Annotated in this window: 16 protein-coding genes; 9 read left to right on the top strand and 7 right to left on the bottom strand. The window is 47.8% G+C overall.

The window, feature by feature from the left end:
- Nucleotides 1–116 precede the first annotated feature (116 nt).
- The gene (locus ACEW9O_RS29135; RefSeq protein ID WP_373553763.1) at nucleotides 117–3,692 is read left to right on the top strand and encodes a T9SS-dependent M36 family metallopeptidase; all 3,576 of its coding nucleotides are present in this window, start codon (nucleotides 117–119) and stop codon (nucleotides 3,690–3,692) included.
- Nucleotides 3,693–3,868: 176 nt separating this feature from the next.
- Here the strand turns inward: ACEW9O_RS29135 and ACEW9O_RS29130 are convergent, their stop codons facing one another.
- A complete protein-coding gene (locus ACEW9O_RS29130; RefSeq protein ID WP_373553762.1) occupies nucleotides 3,869–4,744 on the bottom strand; it encodes a LysR family transcriptional regulator in 876 nt (291 codons plus the stop codon).
- 117 nt (nucleotides 4,745–4,861) lie between these two features.
- On the opposite strand from ACEW9O_RS29130, the gene hutH reads away from it, so the two are divergent.
- From hutH to ACEW9O_RS29110, 4 genes are all read left to right on the top strand, one after another.
- Nucleotides 4,862–6,376 carry a histidine ammonia-lyase gene (hutH, locus tag ACEW9O_RS29125; protein WP_373553761.1) on the top strand — a complete coding sequence of 505 codons (1,515 nt, stop codon included), beginning with the start codon at nucleotides 4,862–4,864 and terminating at the stop codon, nucleotides 6,374–6,376.
- 20 nt (nucleotides 6,377–6,396) lie between these two features.
- The gene (gene hutU, locus ACEW9O_RS29120) at nucleotides 6,397–8,046 is read left to right on the top strand and encodes a urocanate hydratase (protein WP_373553760.1); all 1,650 of its coding nucleotides are present in this window, start codon (nucleotides 6,397–6,399) and stop codon (nucleotides 8,044–8,046) included.
- 119 nt (nucleotides 8,047–8,165) lie between these two features.
- Nucleotides 8,166–9,407 (top strand): imidazolonepropionase, encoded by a 1,242-nt coding sequence (gene hutI, locus ACEW9O_RS29115; RefSeq protein ID WP_373553759.1) that lies wholly within the window; start codon nucleotides 8,166–8,168, stop codon nucleotides 9,405–9,407.
- Between the two features lie 172 nt (nucleotides 9,408–9,579).
- On the top strand, nucleotides 9,580–10,587 hold the full coding sequence (locus ACEW9O_RS29110; protein WP_373553758.1) for a formimidoylglutamase: 1,008 nt from the start codon (nucleotides 9,580–9,582) through the stop codon (nucleotides 10,585–10,587).
- 298 nt (nucleotides 10,588–10,885) lie between these two features.
- On the opposite strand, the gene recA is transcribed toward ACEW9O_RS29110, so the two are convergent.
- Nucleotides 10,886–11,947, bottom strand: a complete 1,062-nt coding sequence (recA, locus tag ACEW9O_RS29105) for a recombinase RecA (RefSeq protein ID WP_373553757.1) — start codon at nucleotides 11,945–11,947, stop codon at nucleotides 10,886–10,888.
- Nucleotides 11,948–12,125: 178 nt separating this feature from the next.
- Nucleotides 12,126–12,365: a hypothetical protein gene (locus ACEW9O_RS29100; protein WP_320027591.1), complete on the bottom strand. Its 240-nt coding sequence runs from the start codon at nucleotides 12,363–12,365 to the stop codon at nucleotides 12,126–12,128.
- Nucleotides 12,366–12,568: 203 nt separating this feature from the next.
- On the opposite strand from ACEW9O_RS29100, the gene ACEW9O_RS29095 reads away from it, so the two are divergent.
- From ACEW9O_RS29095 to ACEW9O_RS29080, 4 genes are all read left to right on the top strand, one after another.
- Nucleotides 12,569–14,041: a phytoene desaturase family protein gene (locus ACEW9O_RS29095; protein ID WP_373553756.1), complete on the top strand. Its 1,473-nt coding sequence runs from the start codon at nucleotides 12,569–12,571 to the stop codon at nucleotides 14,039–14,041.
- Nucleotides 14,042–14,069: 28 nt separating this feature from the next.
- On the top strand, nucleotides 14,070–14,906 hold the full coding sequence (locus ACEW9O_RS29090) for a phytoene/squalene synthase family protein (protein WP_373553755.1): 837 nt from the start codon (nucleotides 14,070–14,072) through the stop codon (nucleotides 14,904–14,906).
- 8 nt (nucleotides 14,907–14,914) lie between these two features.
- Nucleotides 14,915–15,766 carry a lycopene cyclase domain-containing protein gene (locus ACEW9O_RS29085; RefSeq protein ID WP_373553754.1) on the top strand — a complete coding sequence of 284 codons (852 nt, stop codon included), beginning with the start codon at nucleotides 14,915–14,917 and terminating at the stop codon, nucleotides 15,764–15,766.
- 81 nt (nucleotides 15,767–15,847) lie between these two features.
- Nucleotides 15,848–16,489 carry a LysE family translocator gene (locus tag ACEW9O_RS29080; protein WP_373553753.1) on the top strand — a complete coding sequence of 214 codons (642 nt, stop codon included), beginning with the start codon at nucleotides 15,848–15,850 and terminating at the stop codon, nucleotides 16,487–16,489.
- On the opposite strand, the gene ACEW9O_RS29075 is transcribed toward ACEW9O_RS29080, so the two are convergent.
- The 4 genes from ACEW9O_RS29075 to obgE all read right to left on the bottom strand — a co-directional run bounded on the left by ACEW9O_RS29075 (nucleotide 16,475) and on the right by obgE (nucleotide 19,340).
- Complete coding sequence (locus tag ACEW9O_RS29075) at nucleotides 16,475–16,681, bottom strand: hypothetical protein (protein WP_373553752.1); 207 nt, start codon at nucleotides 16,679–16,681, stop codon at nucleotides 16,475–16,477. The two genes, ACEW9O_RS29080 and ACEW9O_RS29075, sit on opposite strands and share 15 nt — an antisense overlap.
- A gap of 166 nt (nucleotides 16,682–16,847) precedes the next feature.
- The gene (locus ACEW9O_RS29070; protein ID WP_373553751.1) at nucleotides 16,848–17,444 is read right to left on the bottom strand and encodes a hypothetical protein; all 597 of its coding nucleotides are present in this window, start codon (nucleotides 17,442–17,444) and stop codon (nucleotides 16,848–16,850) included.
- Nucleotides 17,445–17,621: 177 nt separating this feature from the next.
- Nucleotides 17,622–18,092, bottom strand: coding sequence for a single-stranded DNA-binding protein (locus ACEW9O_RS29065; RefSeq protein ID WP_373553750.1), 471 nt, complete (start codon nucleotides 18,090–18,092; stop codon nucleotides 17,622–17,624).
- 171 nt (nucleotides 18,093–18,263) lie between these two features.
- Nucleotides 18,264–19,340 (bottom strand): GTPase ObgE, encoded by a 1,077-nt coding sequence (gene obgE, locus ACEW9O_RS29060; RefSeq protein ID WP_373553749.1) that lies wholly within the window; start codon nucleotides 19,338–19,340, stop codon nucleotides 18,264–18,266.
- Nucleotides 19,341–19,421 lie beyond the last annotated feature (81 nt).

Raw genomic sequence — 19,421 nt, 5'->3', positions numbered from 1 at the left:
CAAATAAACTACTTTTTAATTGATCCACAGAACAAATCCACTTCTTTGTCCGTATCAAGCGTGATTGATTTATGTATTTTTGAGACTTTACGGTTTAAATGCAACAAAGGATAAAAATGATGAAAATCTCCGCTTTATTTTCACCCCTCTGCTTACTGGGGCTATTGAGCTTCGTGCAAGTTGCCCGAGCGCAATCGCTCGATGCAAGCCGACAGGCGCTGGCTCACCTGCAAGCGAATCAACAAAAATGGAAACTTAGCCCGGAAGACCTGCAAGGACTAAAGGTAAGTCATACCTATCAGAGTGAACACAATGGGGTAACCCACGTCTATTTTACCCAAACCCATGAGGGCATCGAGGTATACAATGCCATTTCCGGAGTTCACATCAAGGATGGCAACGTAGTTTTTGTGGCTGAACGGTTTATACCCGATGTAGCCTCACGCGTAAATGCGCTTAAGCCTAACCTAAAGCCTGAGAAGGCACTGCTTCGCGCTGCCGAAGATTTAGGCATGAGTGAAAAAAGCGGGGACATCAGAGTGTTAAAAAGTGAAAAAAATCACTCGGCAGAATTTGCTGGGGGAAATATTTCACGAAGCAACATTCCCAGCCATTTGATGTATCACCTCAGTGCGGGTGGGCGTTTACGCCTGGCTTGGGTGATGGAAATTCAGGATCCTCGGAGTTCAGATCACTGGATAACTTTTATAGATGCCCAAACCGGGGCGGTTTTAGAAAAAGTCAATCAAACCATTTCCTGTACTTTCCCTGGGCACAACCACTCCGCACAACTCATTTCTGATGAGTGCCTGCAAGAAGCGGGTTTGCAACGCATGACCATGCCTGCCAAAACCACCACGGAAGAATTAGCGCCTCTCGCCGATGGTGCAAGCTACAATGTATTTGCGTTGCCCATCGAAAGCCCTTTGCATGGCTTGCGAAAAGTGATCACCAATCCTGCGGATGTTAATGCTTCACCTTATGGCTGGCACGATACCAATGGTACCCCTGGTGCAGAATACACCATCACCCGAGGCAATAACACCTATACCTATCTGGACCAAAATGCCGACAACCGGCCCGATACCATTGTGGTGCCCAATGGTGGGGCCAACCTTAATTTTAACTATTCTTTCAATTCCAACTTACAGCCCAGCAATTCACGGGCAGCTGCCATCACCCAGTTGTTTTACATGAACAACGTGATGCACGATTTTAGTTACCAATATGGATTCAATGAGGCAGCGGGTAATTTTCAACAAAACAATTATGGCCGTGGTGGCCGCCCCAATGATGCAGTCAACGCTGAAGCGCAGGATGGTACCGATACCAATAACGCCAACTTTGGTACTCCCGCAGATGGCGGTCCTCCCCGGATGCAAATGTTCATTTGGAACGCCGCTGCAGGGAATGCCTTTATTGATGCACCAGCTGGGATTGCTGGGAAATATCCGGTGCGGGGTGCAAGTTTTGGCAAACGTTTGACTACCACCCCCGTCACTGCCGAGGTAGCCGTGGGGGTAGATGGGTCGGGAGCCGCCAATCTGGGCTGCCAAACTTTGTTGAACCCGGCCAACCTGAAAGGAAAAATTGTGCTGATTGATCGGGGCACTTGTACTTTTGAGGTCAAAGCCCTCAATGCCCAAACTGCTGGAGCAGTAGCTTGTGTAATCTGTAATTTTGAAAATACCCTGCCGGGAGGTTTGGCGGATGATCCGGTCGTAAGTGGTGTCACCATCCCCGTGGTAGGTATGCGCTCTGGAGATTGTGAGTTGATGAGACAAGCGATGGCCAGAGAAAAAGTAGTGTTGACTTTGGTAGCGCCTGCAATCACTGGTCCGGATTCGATTGACGCCAGTTTTGACAACGGCATCATTGCACACGAATATGGCCACGGCATCTCGGTGCGTTTGACCGGAGGCCCCTCTGTTACATCTTGTTTGAACAACGATGAACAAATGGGTGAAGGCTGGAGCGATTTTTTTGCCCTGGTCACAACCGTAACCGCAGGTCAAAATGGCAAAGCGGCTCGTGGCGTAGGAAATTACGTGCTCTACGAAGGACTGGACGGAACGGGTATCCGTCGTTTGCCTTACTCTACTGACCTGAAAGCCAATGGTCAAGTTTATGACGATATTATTGGAACCAGTTTTCCGCACCCGGTGGGAGAAGTATGGGCCGCGACCCTTTGGGACTTGTATTGGGCGATGGTCGACAAATACGGCTGGGATCCTGACTTGTACCGTGGAAAAGGGGGCAACAACCGCGCTATTCAACTGGTTATGGACGGTATGAAACTACAAAACTGTAGTCCAGGCTTTATTGATGGCCGCAACGCCATCATTGCCGCAGATGCACTCAACAACGGCGGTGCCAACGAATGTTTAATCTGGGAAGTGTTTGCCCGGCGTGGCCTGGGATGGAGCGCTGACCAGGGCAGCAGTGGCAACCGCAATGACGGACTACAAACCTTTGACAACCGCCCAGAATGCATCAAAACCCTAAAAATTGAAAAACTGGTCGATGGCAACATCAGTGCTGGCGATACTGTCAATGTAACCTTACTGGTGTACAACCATAAAGATACGCCCGTCAATGCGGCCGTACTCAATGATGAACTACCGAATGGCCTAAGTTTGATTCCGGTATCGGTAGTAGGTTCTAACAAAACCTCGGTAAGCAATGGGGTTGCCTCTTTTGAGATCGGAACTCTCGCTCCCGGTGCCAGCAAAATCATCCGTTACCTCGCCATCAGCAACCGCAACCGCCCTTCCCTTCGACAGGCACTAGATGATGTAGAAGGCAGTACAAGCATGTGGGATAAATTGTCCATCGATGGCCAGGACACTTTCCGGATTAGCACAGCCAAGGCGTTTAAAGGCACCAAAGCCTGGACCGTTCCCGGCGGCCGTACCTCCGTGGATCAGGCTTTGTACCTAAAAGAACCCATTCGGATCAGCGGCACCCAGCCTGTGCTGCGTTTTTATCAGGATTATGCTATTGAAACGGCATTGGACGCGGGTATTTTGGAAGTATCCACCAATGGCGGCAGCACCTGGCAGTACATTCCGGATAGCCTGATTTTCCGCAATGGTTATACTCGCCCAGTGGTATACACTACTTTTTCGGTTCCACGATTGCGGGGTTTTTCGGGGTCAACTGGCCAATTTGTGCCAACTTACGTCGATTTGAGCAAGTACACGGGGCAGGAGGTTCAAGTGCGTTTCCGCTTCGGATCCAATGATGATCCAGCCAGCGGCGCGATCCGTACCCAAGGCTGGTTTATCGACAACATCGAATTTATGGACCTGGTGAATTACAATGGCCAGGTATGCCTCACTACTGCGGAAGGGGATAAAGTGTGCAGCAAAGCAGCCGATCGGGGTACTTTGGTTGAGCCAGGTTCCGTGATTAGCTCCACCCGCGATTTACAGAGCAACATCCGCATGAACATTTACCCCAATCCAACTGGTGATCAAATCAACGTTCAACTTGAAGGTTTACCAGCTGGTCGGGCACAAGCCATTTTAATGAGCACCGAAGGCCGGATTCTCCAAACTCAAACCATGCAGAACCGCGATGCAGATAGCCGTTTGTTGGCTTTTGATCTTTCCAGCCTGCCCGCCGGTATCTACCTGATGCAGGTGAAAGGTGAAGGGGTGAATCGGGTGGAAAAAGTGGTGAAGTATTAACCAAAGCGACATTTTTTTTAACACAAAGGGAAAAAAGAGGGCACAAAGGACACAAAGTTAGACGTTGACAGCGCTTCGCTTTGTGTCCTTTGTGTCCTCTTTTTTTTCCTTTGTGCTAATTTATTGTTTGCGTCAAGTTTTGTCTCAAAAAACGATCTTGGGGCTTAGGATAGAGTTCAACCCTTTTCCAACAAACTCAAAAACACCTTCAACACCGGATTCGGATTCTCCTTCTCCCACAAAGCCGTGATCTCTGCCCGCTGTGGAATGTCTTTCAATTCAATAAATTTTACCGCTGCCGTGTTCACTCGACTAAAAGAAGTGGGCAAAAAGGAGATGCCCAGTTTTTTTTCAATCAATTGCAGCACGGTGTGCCCATGCACGGTTTCATGGACAATGTTGGGAAAAAATCCGGCGTCTTCACAAATGCTCAATTGTTGATTGTGGTACGCTGCCCCATCCTGGCGGGTCGTGAGGATGAATTTTTCCCGGGCAAAAGCTTGCAAACCCGCAAAATTGTGGGCATTGATTGCATGATCAGCGGGCAGCACCAGGGAAAAAGTTTCCCGATACATCAAGCGGCTATCCCAGCGCTCATCAAAAGGTGGATTGCGCACAAAGGCTACATCCAACATTCCTTTTTGCATGGCTTCCAATTGGGAGGCGGTCGTCATTTCTGATAAATAGGTCTGGATAACCGGGTATTGTTGGTTGAGGGCCACCAAAATTTCGGGCAAAAAGGTATGGATACAGGAGCCAACGTACCCCAGTCGAATTTCCCCCTGTTGCCCTCGTTCAATCATCGGCAAATGATTGCGGATTTCTTCAATTTGCCCCAGGATGCGTTGGGCTTCTTCCCAAAAGTAGGCACCAGCGGGTGTCAGACTCACCTTGCGTTTGGTACGTTCCAACAAGGTCACCTTTAACTCTTTTTCCAATTCCTGAATCTGCTTGCTCAGGGCAGGTTGCACGATAAAAAGTTTGCTTGCTGCGCGGCCAAAATGCAACTCATTGGCCAGGGTGACGAAATAACGCAGGTGTCGTAGCTCCATTAATCACTTTTTTTGATCAAAAATGCAAAAAAATACCATTTAGAGCAATTAATAAGTAGGCGTAATTTTGTGGAACCAAATAGCCTTCATGAACAGAAGGCTAATAAACCAAAATATATGCCCGCAGTCCTGGATCGAGTGCTTAAAAAAAGTGTACATGAAATCGGTTCCACTGAATTGACCTTGGACCGGATTAAACTCATTGTGCAAGAACGCTGGCAATTGGCCTTGGCCCCGGCGGCCAAAGCCCGCATCCAGAAGTGTCGAGCCTATCTTGATCAAAAGTTGGCCAACTCCGAGCAGTTGTTTTATGGCATCAATACTGGTTTTGGTTACCTGCAAAATGTGCGCATCAACCGGGCGGAAACTACCGATTTGCAGTACAATTTGCTGCAATCCCATGCCTGTGGTTTGGGCGAAGAAGTACCTGCGGATATCGTACGGCTGATGCTTTTGTTCAAAATCGAGTCCTTGTCCCAAGGCTATTCTGCGGTGCAATTGAGCACGGTTGAACGTTTGATCGATTTTTTCAACCACGACCTTTTGCCCGTCGTTTACACCCAGGGTTCACTGGGTGCTTCGGGCGATTTAGCACCACTTTCACACCTCAGCCTACCCCTGATTGGATTGGGGTTGATGACCGTTAAAGGCAAAAAAGTACCAGCAGCACAGGTACTGGCGCAACACCATTGGCACCCCATCCAACTCCAAGCCAAAGAGGGCATTGCCCTGATCAACGGCACCCAGTTCATGTTGGCCTACGGATTTTACAACCTCATTCAGGCCGAACGTGCGCTGCAAATGGCCGATCTCATCGCCGCCATGAGCATTGATGCGTTTGATGGAAGTTTACAACCTTTCCACGAACGTCTGCACCAAATCCGGCCCCACCCGGGGCAAGTCGATACTGCATCGAAAATCCGCCAATACCTGAGCGGCAGTGCCATTGCGGAAAAAACCAAAGAACAGGTCCAAGACCCCTACTCTTTCCGCTGCATTCCTCAGGTACACGGCGCTTCCAAAGACGTTTTTGCCCAAACCCTCGCGGTGATGACCTGTGAAGCCAATGCAGTGACCGACAACCCCAATGTGTTTCCCGACGAAGACCTGATTCTTTCCGGTGGTAATTTTCATGGCCAGCCGCTAGCGATGGCGCTCGATTTTTTGAGCATCGCCATGGCCGAAATCGGCAGCATTTCGGAGCGACGTACTTATCAGTTGTTGTCTGGCCAACGTGGCTTACCACTGTTTTTGATCAAAAACCCTGGCTTGCACTCTGGTTTGATGATTCCCCAGTACACCGCAGCGGGTATTGTCAGTGAAAACAAACAACTCTGTACCCCCGCTTCGGTCGACTCGATTGTGTCTTCCAATGGACAGGAAGACCACGTCAGCATGGGTGCCAACGCAGCCGTCAAAGGTGCCCGGGTGTTGAACAATGTGTACAAAGTATTGGCCATTGAGCTCTTGACTGCTGCTCAAGCGCTCGAATTTCGGCGCCCTTTATCGAGTTCAGTCCAGGTGGAAGACTTGCACCGGGCTTTTCGAAAATTTGTCTCCTTCAATGAAGCCGATCGGGTATTGGCCGATGATTTACAAATAAGCATCTCCTTCATCAACCGCTATAAATAGTGGGGCAAAAACAAGTGTTCATGTTGCTTGAAACCATAAACCAGTATAAAACGCCAACTGGCACTACCCTGCAATGCAAGGGTTGGATTCAGGAGGCCGCCTTGCGCATGTTGCTCAACAACATTGATCCCGAGGTTGCCGAACGCCCTGAAGAGCTCATTGTGTATGGTGGTCGCGGAAAGGCTGCCCGCAACCAGGCAGCATTGGACCTGATCATCAAGGCGCTCAAAAACCTGAACGACGATGAGACCTTACTCATCCAATCGGGCAAACCCGTAGGTGTACTCCCTACCCACCCCGATGCACCCCGGGTGATCATTTCCAATTCTCAACTGGTACCCAAATGGGCCACCTGGGAGCACTTCAACGAACTAGAGAAAAAGGGATTGATGATGTACGGCCAGATGACTGCGGGCTCCTGGATTTACATTGGCTCACAGGGGATTGTGCAAGGTACATATGAAACTTTCGCCGCGATCGCCAATCAACATTTTGGAGGCACGTTGCGGGGCACCCTGTCGGTCACGGCTGGTTTGGGCGGTATGGGCGGAGCTCAACCCCTGGCAGTGACCATGAATGACGGAGTATGCCTGGTGGCCGAAGCAGAAGAATGGCGCATCCAGAAACGCCTGCAAACCCGCTATCTGGACGAACAAATGGAATCCATCGACGCGGCGATTGATCGGGCGCTGGAATTGCGCAAACTGGGCGAAAAACGCTCCATTGGGGTACACTGCAACGTTGTGGACTTATTGGAGCGAATGTTAGAGCGCAACGTGACGCCCGATATCCTGACCGACCAAACCTCGGCGCACGACCCCATCATCGGGTATTTTCCCCATGAAATCAGCGTAGAACAGGCCAATATCCTGCGCACCGAAAACCCCGAACAGTATCTGGAAATGGCCTACCGCTCCATTGTTCGGCATGTGGAATTGATGATTGAACTACAAAAACGCGGCGCCGTTACTTTTGATTATGGCAATAACCTGCGGGGCCGGGCTGCTGAAAAAGGGCTGAAAAATGCTTTTGATTTTCCCGGCTTTGTTCCCGCTTACATTCGGCCTTTGTTTTGTGAAGGCAAAGGGCCTTTCCGCTGGGCTGCGCTTTCTGGCGATCCGGAGGATATCCGAGTCACCGACGAGCTGATTCTGAAATTGTTTCCTGAAAACCATTCCTTGCACCGCTGGATTCAAAAGGCTCAAGAACATATTGCTTTCCAGGGACTACCTGCACGGATTTGCTGGTTGGGGTTAGGAGAACGGGAAAAAGCCGGACTTGCTTTTAATGAATTGGTTCGAGAGGGTAAGGTAAAAGCACCGATTGTGATTGGGCGGGATCACCTGGATACGGGTTCGGTAGCCTCCCCCAATCGCGAAACGGAAGCCATGCTCGACGGCTCGGATGCCGTAGCCGATTGGCCGATCCTCAACGCTTTGATCAATACTGCTGGTGGTGCCAGTTGGGTGTCTTTGCACCATGGGGGCGGTGTAGGGATGGGGTATTCCATCCATGCGGGCATGGTGATCGTGGCCGATGGGACTGAGGAGGCTGCGCGCCGACTCAAACGGGTGCTGCACAACGACCCTGCCATGGGTGTCATTCGCCACGCCGATGCAGGTTATGACATTGCGAAGGATGTGGCGCGGCAACATCGTTTGGAATTGTGAGGTCTTTTCACCACCTAAGAAACTGAAGACACCATAGAACCACCTAAGTATTAGGACTAAAGTGGATCTTAGGTGTCTTCAGTTTCTTAGGTGGTGAAAAAAGAAAAATACATGCGCGAATGCTTTTGACCAACATCACATATTTATTGGGCATTCACCCTGGAACCAAAGCTTTGCGTGGTCAGGCACTGGCACAATTGCCCGGTATCGAGCAAGCCTACCTGCGTATAGAAGGCACTCAGATCGTGGACTACGGGCCAATGAGTGCATTAAAAGTTTACGAAAGCCCAGCTCAGACTCAGAATCTGAGTGGCCGCTACGTATTGCCCTGTTGGTGTGATTCACATACCCACCTGGTTTTTGCAGGCAGCCGCGAACAGGAATTTGTGGACAAAATCCGCGGCCTTACTTATGCTGAAATAGCTCAAAAAGGCGGGGGAATTTTGAACTCGGCCCGGTTGCTGCAAAAGACCCCAGCCGAAGTATTGTTTCAACAAGCCTGGAAGCGACTGGAAGCGCTGAAAAAACTGGGCACTGGCGCAATTGAAATCAAAAGTGGCTATGGCCTAACGCTAGAAGCAGAAATAAAAATGCTGCGGGTGATCAAACGCCTGAAACAGGAGGCCGATATTCCCATCAAAGCCACTTTTTTGGGTGCGCATGCTTTTCCCGTTGCGTTTAAAGACGATCGGAGCGGATACATTCGCCAAATCATCGAAGAAATGTTACCCGCCATTGCCCTCGAAGGATTGGCCGATTACATTGATGTATTTTGTGAACAAGGTTTTTTTACCCCAGTTGAAACGTCGCAGATTTTGGAGGCCGGGCGACGTTATGGTTTAAAAACCAAGTTACACGCCAATCAGTTGCACAATTCGGGTGGAGTACAAGTGGGGGTGCAAGCGGGAGCGGTTTCGGTGGATCACCTGGAAAACATTGGGGAAGAAGAGATCCAACTTTTGGCCCAACATCCTACGATTGCGACCTTGTTGCCTTCAGCGGCTTTTTTTCTGCGCTTGCCGTACCCTCCGGCGCGGCAGTTGATCGAAGCAGGTGCAGCAGTGGCTTTGGCTACCGATTACAATCCGGGTTCTTCACCGAGTGGCAACATGCCTTTGTTGGTCGCATTGAGTTGTATCCAAATGCGGATGCTACCCGAAGAAGCGATTAATGCGGCTACGTTTAACGGAGCTTGCGCGATGGAGGTACAGCAAGAAGTGGGGAGTATTGCAATGGGCAAACGCGCCAATTTGATCGTAACCAAGCCGATGCCTTCGTTGGCGTATTTACCTTATGCCTTTGGCAGCAATTTGATTGAACAAGTATTGATTAATGGGAGTGTGTATCACCGGGAGTTGTGATCCCAGAGCGACATTTTTTTAGCACAAAGAACACAAAGAGGGCACAAAGGACACAAAGTTAGACGTTGACGACTCTTTTTGTCCTTTGTGCCCCTTGGTGTCCTTTGTGAAAATTATGTCGCTTTGGCATTGCAAAAATTCGAGATAATGCACGTTCCCTCAACGTTGAACCATGCATTTTCACCCCATGACCACCACCGAGGTACAATCACGCACCCGCACCCGCCCGCAAGAAACCAAACTAGGTCAAAGAATCCTGGTTCAATCCGAGCTGGAGTCCACGGGCCCCCACTTTGTTTTGTTTGGTGTAAAAGAAGACCTGGGCGCCCGCGCCAATTTTGGGCTAGGGGGGGCCGCTACTGCATGGGACTCATTCCTGAATGCTTTTCTCAACGTGCAGGACACTCCATTTTTGCGCGGTCAGAATATACAATTGTTGGGCCATTTTGATTTTACCGTTTTGCCAAATCATTCGGATGTCCCATTGATGCGGCAGCAAGTGGAACAAATCGACGCCGAGGTGAGTGCCTTAGTAAGCCAAATTGTGGCTGTGGGGAAAATTCCGTTGATCATCGGCGGAAGCCATGCTGGAGCCTATGCCAATTTAAAAGGGACAGCCCTAGGCCTGAGAAAAAGTAATCCAGCTGCTGTAGTAAATTGTATCAATCTGGATGCTCATTCTGATTACCGCATTACAGAAGGACGACATAGCGGCAATGGCTTTCGGTATGCCCAGGAAGAGGGGTATTTGCAACATTATTCCATCCTGGGTTTACATGAAAACTATACTCCTGAAAACATTTTGCAGGACTTAGAGCGGCACCCCGCCATCCAGTTTTCAACTTGGGAAGACATTTTTTTACGGGAAAAACTAAACTTTGCTCAAGCGCTTGAGCACTCCGTTGCCTTTACCAAAAATGGAGCAAATCGGGTAGGCATTGAGTTGGATGTGGACTGTATCGAAAATGTGCTTTCCAGTGCGCTGACCCCGAGTGGCATCAACACCCAGCAAGCCCGGTATTATTTGTACCAAACGGCCCAGCGTTGTGAACCTGCCTACTTGCACATCTGTGAGGCCGCCACCAGTTTGGAAAATGGTTCGGAAAACCGTAGCACCGGAAAGTTGTTGAGTTATCTAGTCAGCGATTTTGTAAAAGGTTACCTGGAGCGCAATCGATAAAGGAAAAACTTGCAGCAATCATACAACCGGATATTTTGTATTTTAGAAGCGAAGGACATGAATTGCCACGTGCTTTAGCTCGTGGATTGGGATTGCCCTTCTTGCTGGGCTTTAGCCTAACTTCAAATTTAGCAAGTAGGGCTAAAGCCCAAAAACTAGCGTTTACTGCCTCCCCACCAGCTGAAGCTGGAGGCAATTCATCTCCTCCGAGCAAAATGCCCAGTAGTAGCAATAAAAAAACCGTGTTGAGCAGCTTTGCAAACTCAACACGGTTTTTTTGTTACTATCCCTAAAACGACTAATCGTCGGAATCGTCATCGCTTCCGCGCTTAGATGCGGGTTTAATGACTTCGGGGCTGGCGAGGAGTTTATCCTTGATTTTGAGTTCCAATTCGAGTGCTACTTCTGGGTTGTCTACCAAAAACTGCTTGGCAGACTCACGGCCCTGGGCAATTTTAGCACCAGCATAGCTATACCAGGCACCACTTTTTTGAATGACATCGTAATCGACTCCCATGTCCACGATTTCGCCGGATTTGGATATCCCTTCACCAAAGGTGATGTCGAAATTAGCGATGCGGAATGGTGGGGCCAATTTATTTTTCTTCACGGTTACTTTCACTTGGTTGCCTACCACGTTTCCGTCTTTGTCTTTGATGGCTGCACCGGATTTGCGGATGTCCAAACGAATAGAAGCATAAAATTTCAGCGCGTTACCCCCGGTGGTGGTTTCAGGATTTCCGAACATCACCCCAATTTTTTCACGCAACTGGTTGATGAAGATGCAGCAGCAATTGGTTTTGCTGATGCTTGCCGTAAGTTTGCGCATGGCTTGGGACATCAAGCGGGCTTGCACCCCCACTTTGGAGTCGCCCATTTCCCCTTCAATTTCACTGCGTGGTACCAATGCAGCAACTGAGTCAACAACCAAAATATCGATAGCGCCAGAACGAATCAGGTTTTCAGCGATTTCGAGGGCTTGTTCCCCGTTGTCGGGTTGAGAAATGAGGAGCTCGTCGGTCTTCACACCCAACTTTTCGGCATAGAAGCGGTCAAATGCGTGTTCTGCATCCACAATGGCGGCAATTCCACCTTGCTTTTGGCATTCTGCAATGGCATGAATCGCCAGTGTGGTTTTACCGGAAGATTCTGGGCCATAAATTTCCACAATTCTACCCTTTGGGAGTCCATTGATGCCTAAGGCAATATCCAGGCCCAAAGAGCCCGTAGGAATAACCTCTACATGGGACACTTGTTTATCGCCCAAACGCATGATCGTGCCTTTACCGAAGGTCTTGTCCAGACGATCCATGGTAAGTTGGAGGGCTTTTAATTTTTGGTCTTTGTCCAGTTGCGACATGGTGATTTATATTACGTTTTTATGCTCAAAAAAAATTAGTAGCTCAAACAAGCTTTTACAAAGTTAGTATTAAATGTTTTAAATGCAAATTTTTGTGAAACAATTTTTAGAAAAAAAGAAAAAGCGGAACCTGGATGATTCTCCAGATTCCGCTTTTCCATGTGTAACATCAGATACCTTAATCCTGGCCTTGAAGGGCAGCCGAGCGTTTGCTGTACTGCAGGATATTTTGTAAGGTGGATGCCTTGGCATTGAATTTCACTTTGGGCAGTTGTTCGTAAGCTTTGCGCAGTTCGCGGTATTCTTCGCGTAGTAAAATGTTGTCTTGCAATGCTTCCCGAACCGCCAGAGTTTCCGCAGCCGAGGTTTCTTGATAAAGGTATTTAATGAGCATGTCTTGAGTAAATGTTTGATCCATGTAGCCTTGTTTAATGACTGAATATCAATTGTAAAACAAAATAAGCTAAAAAAATATTGCACCAATTTCAAAATTATTTCGCAAATGCCTAATTGGCGTCTTTTGAGGAAATTGGTTTTGTCTAAGTTTTACAAAAAAAAGCTTAAACAAAAATCAGCAAATGCTGTTACCCTTCCAGTTTCTACATCCACAAATAAGATACCTTGGCAAAAAGAGTAGTCGTAATTGGAGCCGGATTTGCTGGCCTTGCTGCCGCATGTTGTTTGGCGAAAGCGGGGCATGAGGTCACCATATTAGAAAAGAATAGTGTGCCAGGTGGTCGTGCCCGCCAGTACATGGCTGATGGTTTTGTGTTTGATATGGGCCCAAGTTGGTATTGGATGCCCGATGTGTTTGAACAATTTTTCAACCATTTCGGCAAAAAAGCCGCGGATTATTACCAACTCAAGCGCCTGGATCCATCTTACTCCGTATTTTTTGGCCAAGACGATGTCATGCAGGTGCCCGCAGGTATGGACGAACTCTTCGCGCTTTTTGAACGCTACGAGCCAGGGAGCAGCTCAAACCTAAAAAAGTTTTTGGCCGAAGCCCAATACAAATACGAAGTAGGCATGGCCGACTTTGTACACAAACCCAGCCATTCTATTCTGGAATTTGCCGACCTGCGCATCCTCAAAAGTATGTTCCGCTTGCAAATGTTCACCAGCATGTCGACGCATGTCCGGCAATTGTTCAAGAATCGCCAGTTGATCGAATTATTGGAGTTTCCGGTACTTTTCCTAGGGGCGACCCCGGCCAAAACCCCGGCCATGTATAGCCTGATGAATTATGCGGATATGGCCTTGGGTACCTGGTACCCGATGGGGGGCATGTACAAAATTGTGGAGGCCATGGTGAGCTTGGCCGAAGAACTAGGGGTCGTGCTGCAGCTCAATCAAGAGGTCAAACAAATCACCACCAGCAATGGCCTGGCTACAAAAGTCATTACGCAGGACGCTGAATATCCGGTAGATGCCGTAGTAGGTGGTGCGGATTATCACCATCTCGATCAGCAGGTGCTTGCGCCCAATCAGCGCAATTACGATGCAGCTTATTGGGACAAAAGGGTCATGGCGCCCTCCTCTTTGCTGTTTTATGTAGGGGTAAAAAAGCGGCTAAAAAATTTGCAGCACCACAACCTCTTTTTTGATGAAGACTTCACCCAGCACGCCATTGATATTTATGAGCAGCCGCGTTGGCCGGAAAAGCCCCTGTTTTATGTTTGTGCTCCTTCCGTGACCGATTCCAGTGTAGCTCCCGAAGGATATGAAAACTTATTTATCCTGATTCCCTTAGCCCCGGATTTGGAAGATACAGAAGTCCTACGAGAACGCTATTATCAGGTGGTGATGGAGCGTTTGGAACGGCTTACAGGGCAGGAAATCCGCTCAGATGTGGTGTACAAGCGTTCTTACGCCCACCGTGATTTTGTACAAGATTATCACGCTTTTAAAGGAAACGCCTACGGATTGGCAAATACGCTATTTCAAACCGCCTTTTTAAAGCCTAAATTGCGTAGTAAAAAAGTAGCGAACCTGTTTTTTACGGGTCAGCTCACAACCCCTGGTCCAGGTGTCCCACCTTCGCTCATTTCGGGGCAAGTGGTGGCGCGCGAAGTAGCTAAGTTATGGCCATAATATCACACCCTAAAAATCAGTCGAACCTATGATGAGTTTATTCAACAGCACCTGTATGGAGTGCAGCCAACTGATCACCCAACGCTACAGTACCTCATTTTCAATGGGAATCAAGGTGTTTGACAAAGCTTATCGAGCACCGATTTACGCGATTTACGGCTTCGTCCGTTTTGCTGATGAGATTGTAGATACTTTCCATGGATACAACAAAGCGGAGCTTCTGCAACGTTTCAAAGAGGACACCTATCGTGCCATTGAGGAGGGCATCAGCCTTAACCCGGTCTTGCAGGCATTTCAGCAAGTGGTTAATCGATACAAGATCGAACGTGAACTGATTGAGGCCTTCTTGTACAGTATGGAATTGGATTTGCACCACAATCAGTATGAGGATCGTTTGTATCAGGAGTACATTTACGGTTCGGCAGAAGTAGTCGGGTTGATGTGCTTACGGGTATGGACCAATGGCGATGATGCACAGTACCAACACTTGAAAGCGCCCGCACGGAGCCTGGGCGCGGCTTTTCAAAAGATCAATTTCCTGCGGGATATGAAAAGTGATTTTGATGAAAGAGGTCGTGTCTATTTCCCAGGAGTAGATTTTCGTCAGTTTACCGAAGCAGATAAACTCAACATTGAGTCAGACATCAAAGCCGATTTTGACCATGCATACACAGGCATCGTACAATTGCCCAAGGGGGTACGTTTTGGAGTGTACTTGGCGTATGTGTACTATACCAAGTTGTTTCAAAAAATCAAAAACTCGCCGGCACATCAGGTACAAAAGCGGAGAATTCGGGTGCACGATGGGCGTAAAGTTGCACTGCTTTTAAGCTCAGCTGTCAGAAATCGTTTAAATTTGCTGTAAAATCGAGCATGAAAACAGCTATTACCGTTCCAGAGGCACAAATATCTAACCGTTGGAAATGGCCCATCTTGTTGTGGCCATACCTGGCCGTTGTCCTTTTGTGGCTTTTCGGCGGCATCAACCCCGGCAAACTGGTCTACGATGTGCCTACTCTGGCTCATTTCCCTTTTTTGGAAAATAGAATGGCTTATGCTTATGTGCACATTTTTGCTTTTGTGCCCGTCTTTCTGTTGAGTTTCGACCGCAAGGTGCACTATTATAAATCCTGGTTGGATCTATTTCCTTCCATCCTCATTATGGGGGCGCTTTTCGTTGTTTGGGATATTTACAAAACTTTGGCCGGTGTCTGGGGGTTCAACGACTACTATGTTAGTGGGTTGAGAATTGTGTATTTGCCCTGGGAAGAGTTGCTGTTTTTCGTAACTGTCCCGTTCGCCAGCATCTTTATTTACGAATGCCTCAATGCGTACTTTCCAGGTGACCCATTTGCGCGTTGGGACAAACGTATCACCCTCGGATTGATTATTGGCTGTTTTATTTTAGCCCTTTTCAACATCAATAAGGCTTATTCCAGTACCACTTTCATCCTTACAGGTGGATTTATGTTGTATCACTGGTACTATATTCCGAACACTTACCGTACCCGTTTTTACCGAGCTTTCTTGGTTATTTTGATTCCGTTTTTACTCGTAGATGGAGTGCTCACAGGTGGGTTTACTAAAGAACCGATTGTACTGTACAATCCGGAAGAATACATGGGTATTCGGATTGGCTCTGTACCAATTGAAGACGCGGTGTATGGTTTTTTACTCCTATTTGGGGTTTGTTACTGGTTGGAATGGTTGCGCAAGAGCAACTAAGCTACTTTTTTTATGTCCTTCTTTTTTTTGCGTTTAACTTTGCAACACTATTTTAGTAGGCTATAAAGAACGGACGAGAAAATGGACATGCTTTTGGATGGGATGAAATTAGGGCTTATTCTTAGTTTTATGATTGGCCCCATTTTTTTTGCATTGGTACAAACAAGTGTGGAGGAAGGCTTCCGGGCCGGGGCGATGGTTGCACTGGGCATATGGGTGAGTGACTCATCTTTTGTATTAGCGGTGTATTATGGGGTATCCTACTTAGCAGAAATTGTAAAAGCGCCGAGTTTTTCGCTGATTCTGGGAATTGCGGGTAGTATTTTGCTGGCTTGTTTTGGTTTGGTCACCCTCTTGACCATACCCAAAGGTTTGTTGACCGGTGTCTTGCCGGACTATAAACGTAGTTCTAGCTATTTATCCCTATTCATCAAAGGTTTTTTGATCAATACCATCAATCCTTTCACCGTCTTTTTTTGGACCAGCTTGATGGGAACAGTGGTGATTAAAGATGGATTTGACGGTCAGCAGGCCTCCTGGTTTTTTGGGGGCATACTGGGTACAATTGTGGTTACTGATTTATTAAAGGTGATTTTGGCGAAAAAAATTCGCTACAGTTTGCGCCCGATTCACTTGCTTTGGTTGCGCAGGATATCAGGTGGGGCATTAATCGTCTTTGGAGTGGTCCTGCTGCTAAGGGTCTTACTCCTAATGCAAGGGTGAAATTTCAAACTCAAGCAGTTGTTCCAACGTAGAGAAAATAAAGATCAATAAACCAACACCGGGTACACTGACCTGGGCCTGAATGTATTCTTTTCCAGCTAGCACCTGCGAACAAACCTGAAGATCAGGATACAGTTTTTTCACTTCTGCTAAAGAAATACCTTTTTTAAAGCTGATGCGTGGTAGCTTCACAACTCATAACAGTTTAAACAGGAAAATGTCAAATTAAGACACCTTTCTGCACTAGGAAGATGGAAATTGCTATGAGTTTTTTGGTGAAGGAGTCAAAAAAATCGGGGAAGAAGAAGTGTCAATTTAAAAATACAACAAGCACGGAAATAATAAATACGGTACAAATCTAATTCCATTCAAACGTTTCAATCATTTTTCGCAGGTCTTTTTTTACAAAATCGTACACCGGTGCCAAGGAGTCTGTGTTGATTTTGGTTTTAAAGTACAACGAAGCACGGAAGAAATGCTGTTTTTCATCGGTAATGAAAAACTGAAAAGGCGTAGCGGCGGGGCCTTCAATGGAAAAAACCATACCTTGTAAGTCAGGTGCACGATTGATGCGCTCTTCTGCGATGTAATTGGCTTTTTTATTGTGCCAATCTACCAATTCAAAAGCATCCGCTTTGAGCTTGTCCAAGGACTTCCCTGCCCCCACTTTGGAATAGGTGCAATAAATCCGGCACTCAAAATCGGGGTAATACACATCAAACCAACAGGGATTTTCGGGCTTTACGCCATTTTGCCCCGTGTCTTGCTGCACTACGCTATAAGTAGGGTATTGAAAAGTAAAAGCACAATAGTTTTTGTCAAAAACTTGAAATGCTTTTTGCGGATAAATCACTCGTGGGTAGGCCCGTGGGCGTGGAATGGGCGTAGGCTGTTCACAAGCTATCGCCAGCCCGGCAATCGACAACAAAAATACAAAACGAAATAGCAAGGTCATGTACTTGGATCAGCATGTAGTCATAAATGTGTTACCCCAAATGATTAAATCCAAAGCGACATTTTTTAGCACAAAGGTCACTAAGGCAGCACAAAGGACACAAAGTTAGATGTTGACAACGTTTTATGTCCCTTGTGCATATTCGCGCATTCGAGATGACGCAGGTATGCCTGTAAATTAAAAGGGCAAATCATCGTCGGCCGTTGCGGGTACTTCTTCAGCAGAAGTGGGCATCGGCGCTTCACTAACGCCAGAATTGTTGTTGCGATTGTATGGATCGTCTTTTTCTCCAGGGAAAGAAGCGCCATTGGCTCCTGAACCACTCTTACGATCAATGACCCGGAAATAATCGGCCACAATTTCGGTGGTTCTGCGGTTGTTGCCATCCTTGTCCTGCCAGGTACGGTGAGTCAGTTTACCTTCCAAATAGATCGTCATCCCTTTTTTGAGGCTTTTTTCCGCCCGTTCGGCCACGGTTCGCCACACGACGATATCGTGCCACTCGGTCAGTTCCTGCCAATTGTTTTCTTTATCACGGTAACTTTCACTTGTAGCTAGTGAAAACTTGGCTACCATTGCACCATTTTCCAAGCTGCGGACTTCGGGGTCTTTTCCCAAGTTACCGATGAGCATTACACGATTCACCATTGTTTTAAATTTTTATAAATTTACAACAAAGTAAAACAAAAAGCTACACCCCCGCACTACCATTTTTCATTTTTTTGTTCCCGCGCAGTTTGGGCAAAAAGGAGGCAGTTTAAAAGCATAGCTATTTGATAAACAAGGCTGTATAAAAAAGGTCACCCTTCTTTTTGTAATTTATTCTTCTTCGGAATGTTTGGATCGGGTACCGTGAATCAAGCGATGTGGGTTGGCAAGATTCAGATTGATGGCATCCTTGGGTGCCGAATTGATGCTTTCCCACAACAAATCCTTGAGTTCCATCAAGCCCTGCTCTGCCACCGCAGAGATGAACAAGTGGGGAATGTCTTTCGGAATGGTGGGTAGCAGCATTTCCTTTAGTTCCTCATCAATCAAATCTGCTTTGGTAATGGCCAGCAGCCGGGGTTTGTCCAGCAATTCCGGGTTGTACACCCGTAGCTCGTTCTCCAAAATTTGATATTCCCGGTTGATGTCGTCGGTATCGGCCGGTACCATGAACAAGAGCGTTGAATTGCGCTCAATGTGGCGCAAAAAGCGCAAACCCAAACCTTTGCCTTCACTGGCATGCTCGATGATTCCTGGGATGTCAGCCATCACGAAGGACCTTCCATCGCGGTAGGGCACAATTCCCAGATTGGGCGTCAGGGTAGTAAAAGCATAGTCCCCAATTTTGGGCTTGGCGGCCGAAATGACCGACAAGAGGGTTGATTTGCCCGCATTTGGAAAGCCGACCAAACCTACATCCGCCAAAACTTTTAACTCCAGAATTTTCCATTCTTCGAGTCCAGGCCCGCCAGGCTGAGCATGACCAGGCGTTTGATTGGTAGGAGATTTAAAAAAGGCGTTGCCTTTTCCTCCCTGACCACCCGGTGCGATGATTTTTATTTCATCGTGCTTAGTGATTTCAAATTCGATCTCACCCGTTTCTGCGTCTTTGGCTACGGTGCCCAGTGGAACATCCAAGATGACGTCGTCACCATCGGCACCCGTGCAATTGCCGCCTCGGCCATTGACGCCCGCCTTGGCGATGACGTGCTTGCGGTATTTGAGGGAAAGCAGCGTCCATACGTTGCGGTTGCCCCGCAAGATGATGTGCCCACCCCGGCCGCCGTCGCCGCCGTCAGGGCCACCCATAGCGGTGTTTTTGTCCTGAAGAAAATGAACAGATCCTGATCCCCCCGCGCCAGACCGGCAACAAATTTTCACATAATCTACAAAGTTCTGTTCAGCCACACTGCATAGTTGAGGAGTTGAGGAAGGTTGAGAAGGTTGAGAAGGTTGAGGCTACCGCGAACAACTTTGACGAGAACTACG

Source organism: Haliscomenobacter sp. (assembly GCF_041740695.1).
GTDB lineage: Bacteria > Bacteroidota > Bacteroidia > Chitinophagales > Saprospiraceae > Haliscomenobacter.
The sequence above is the reverse complement of the archived record's forward strand: the minus strand, read 5'-3'. Positions and strand labels throughout refer to the sequence as shown.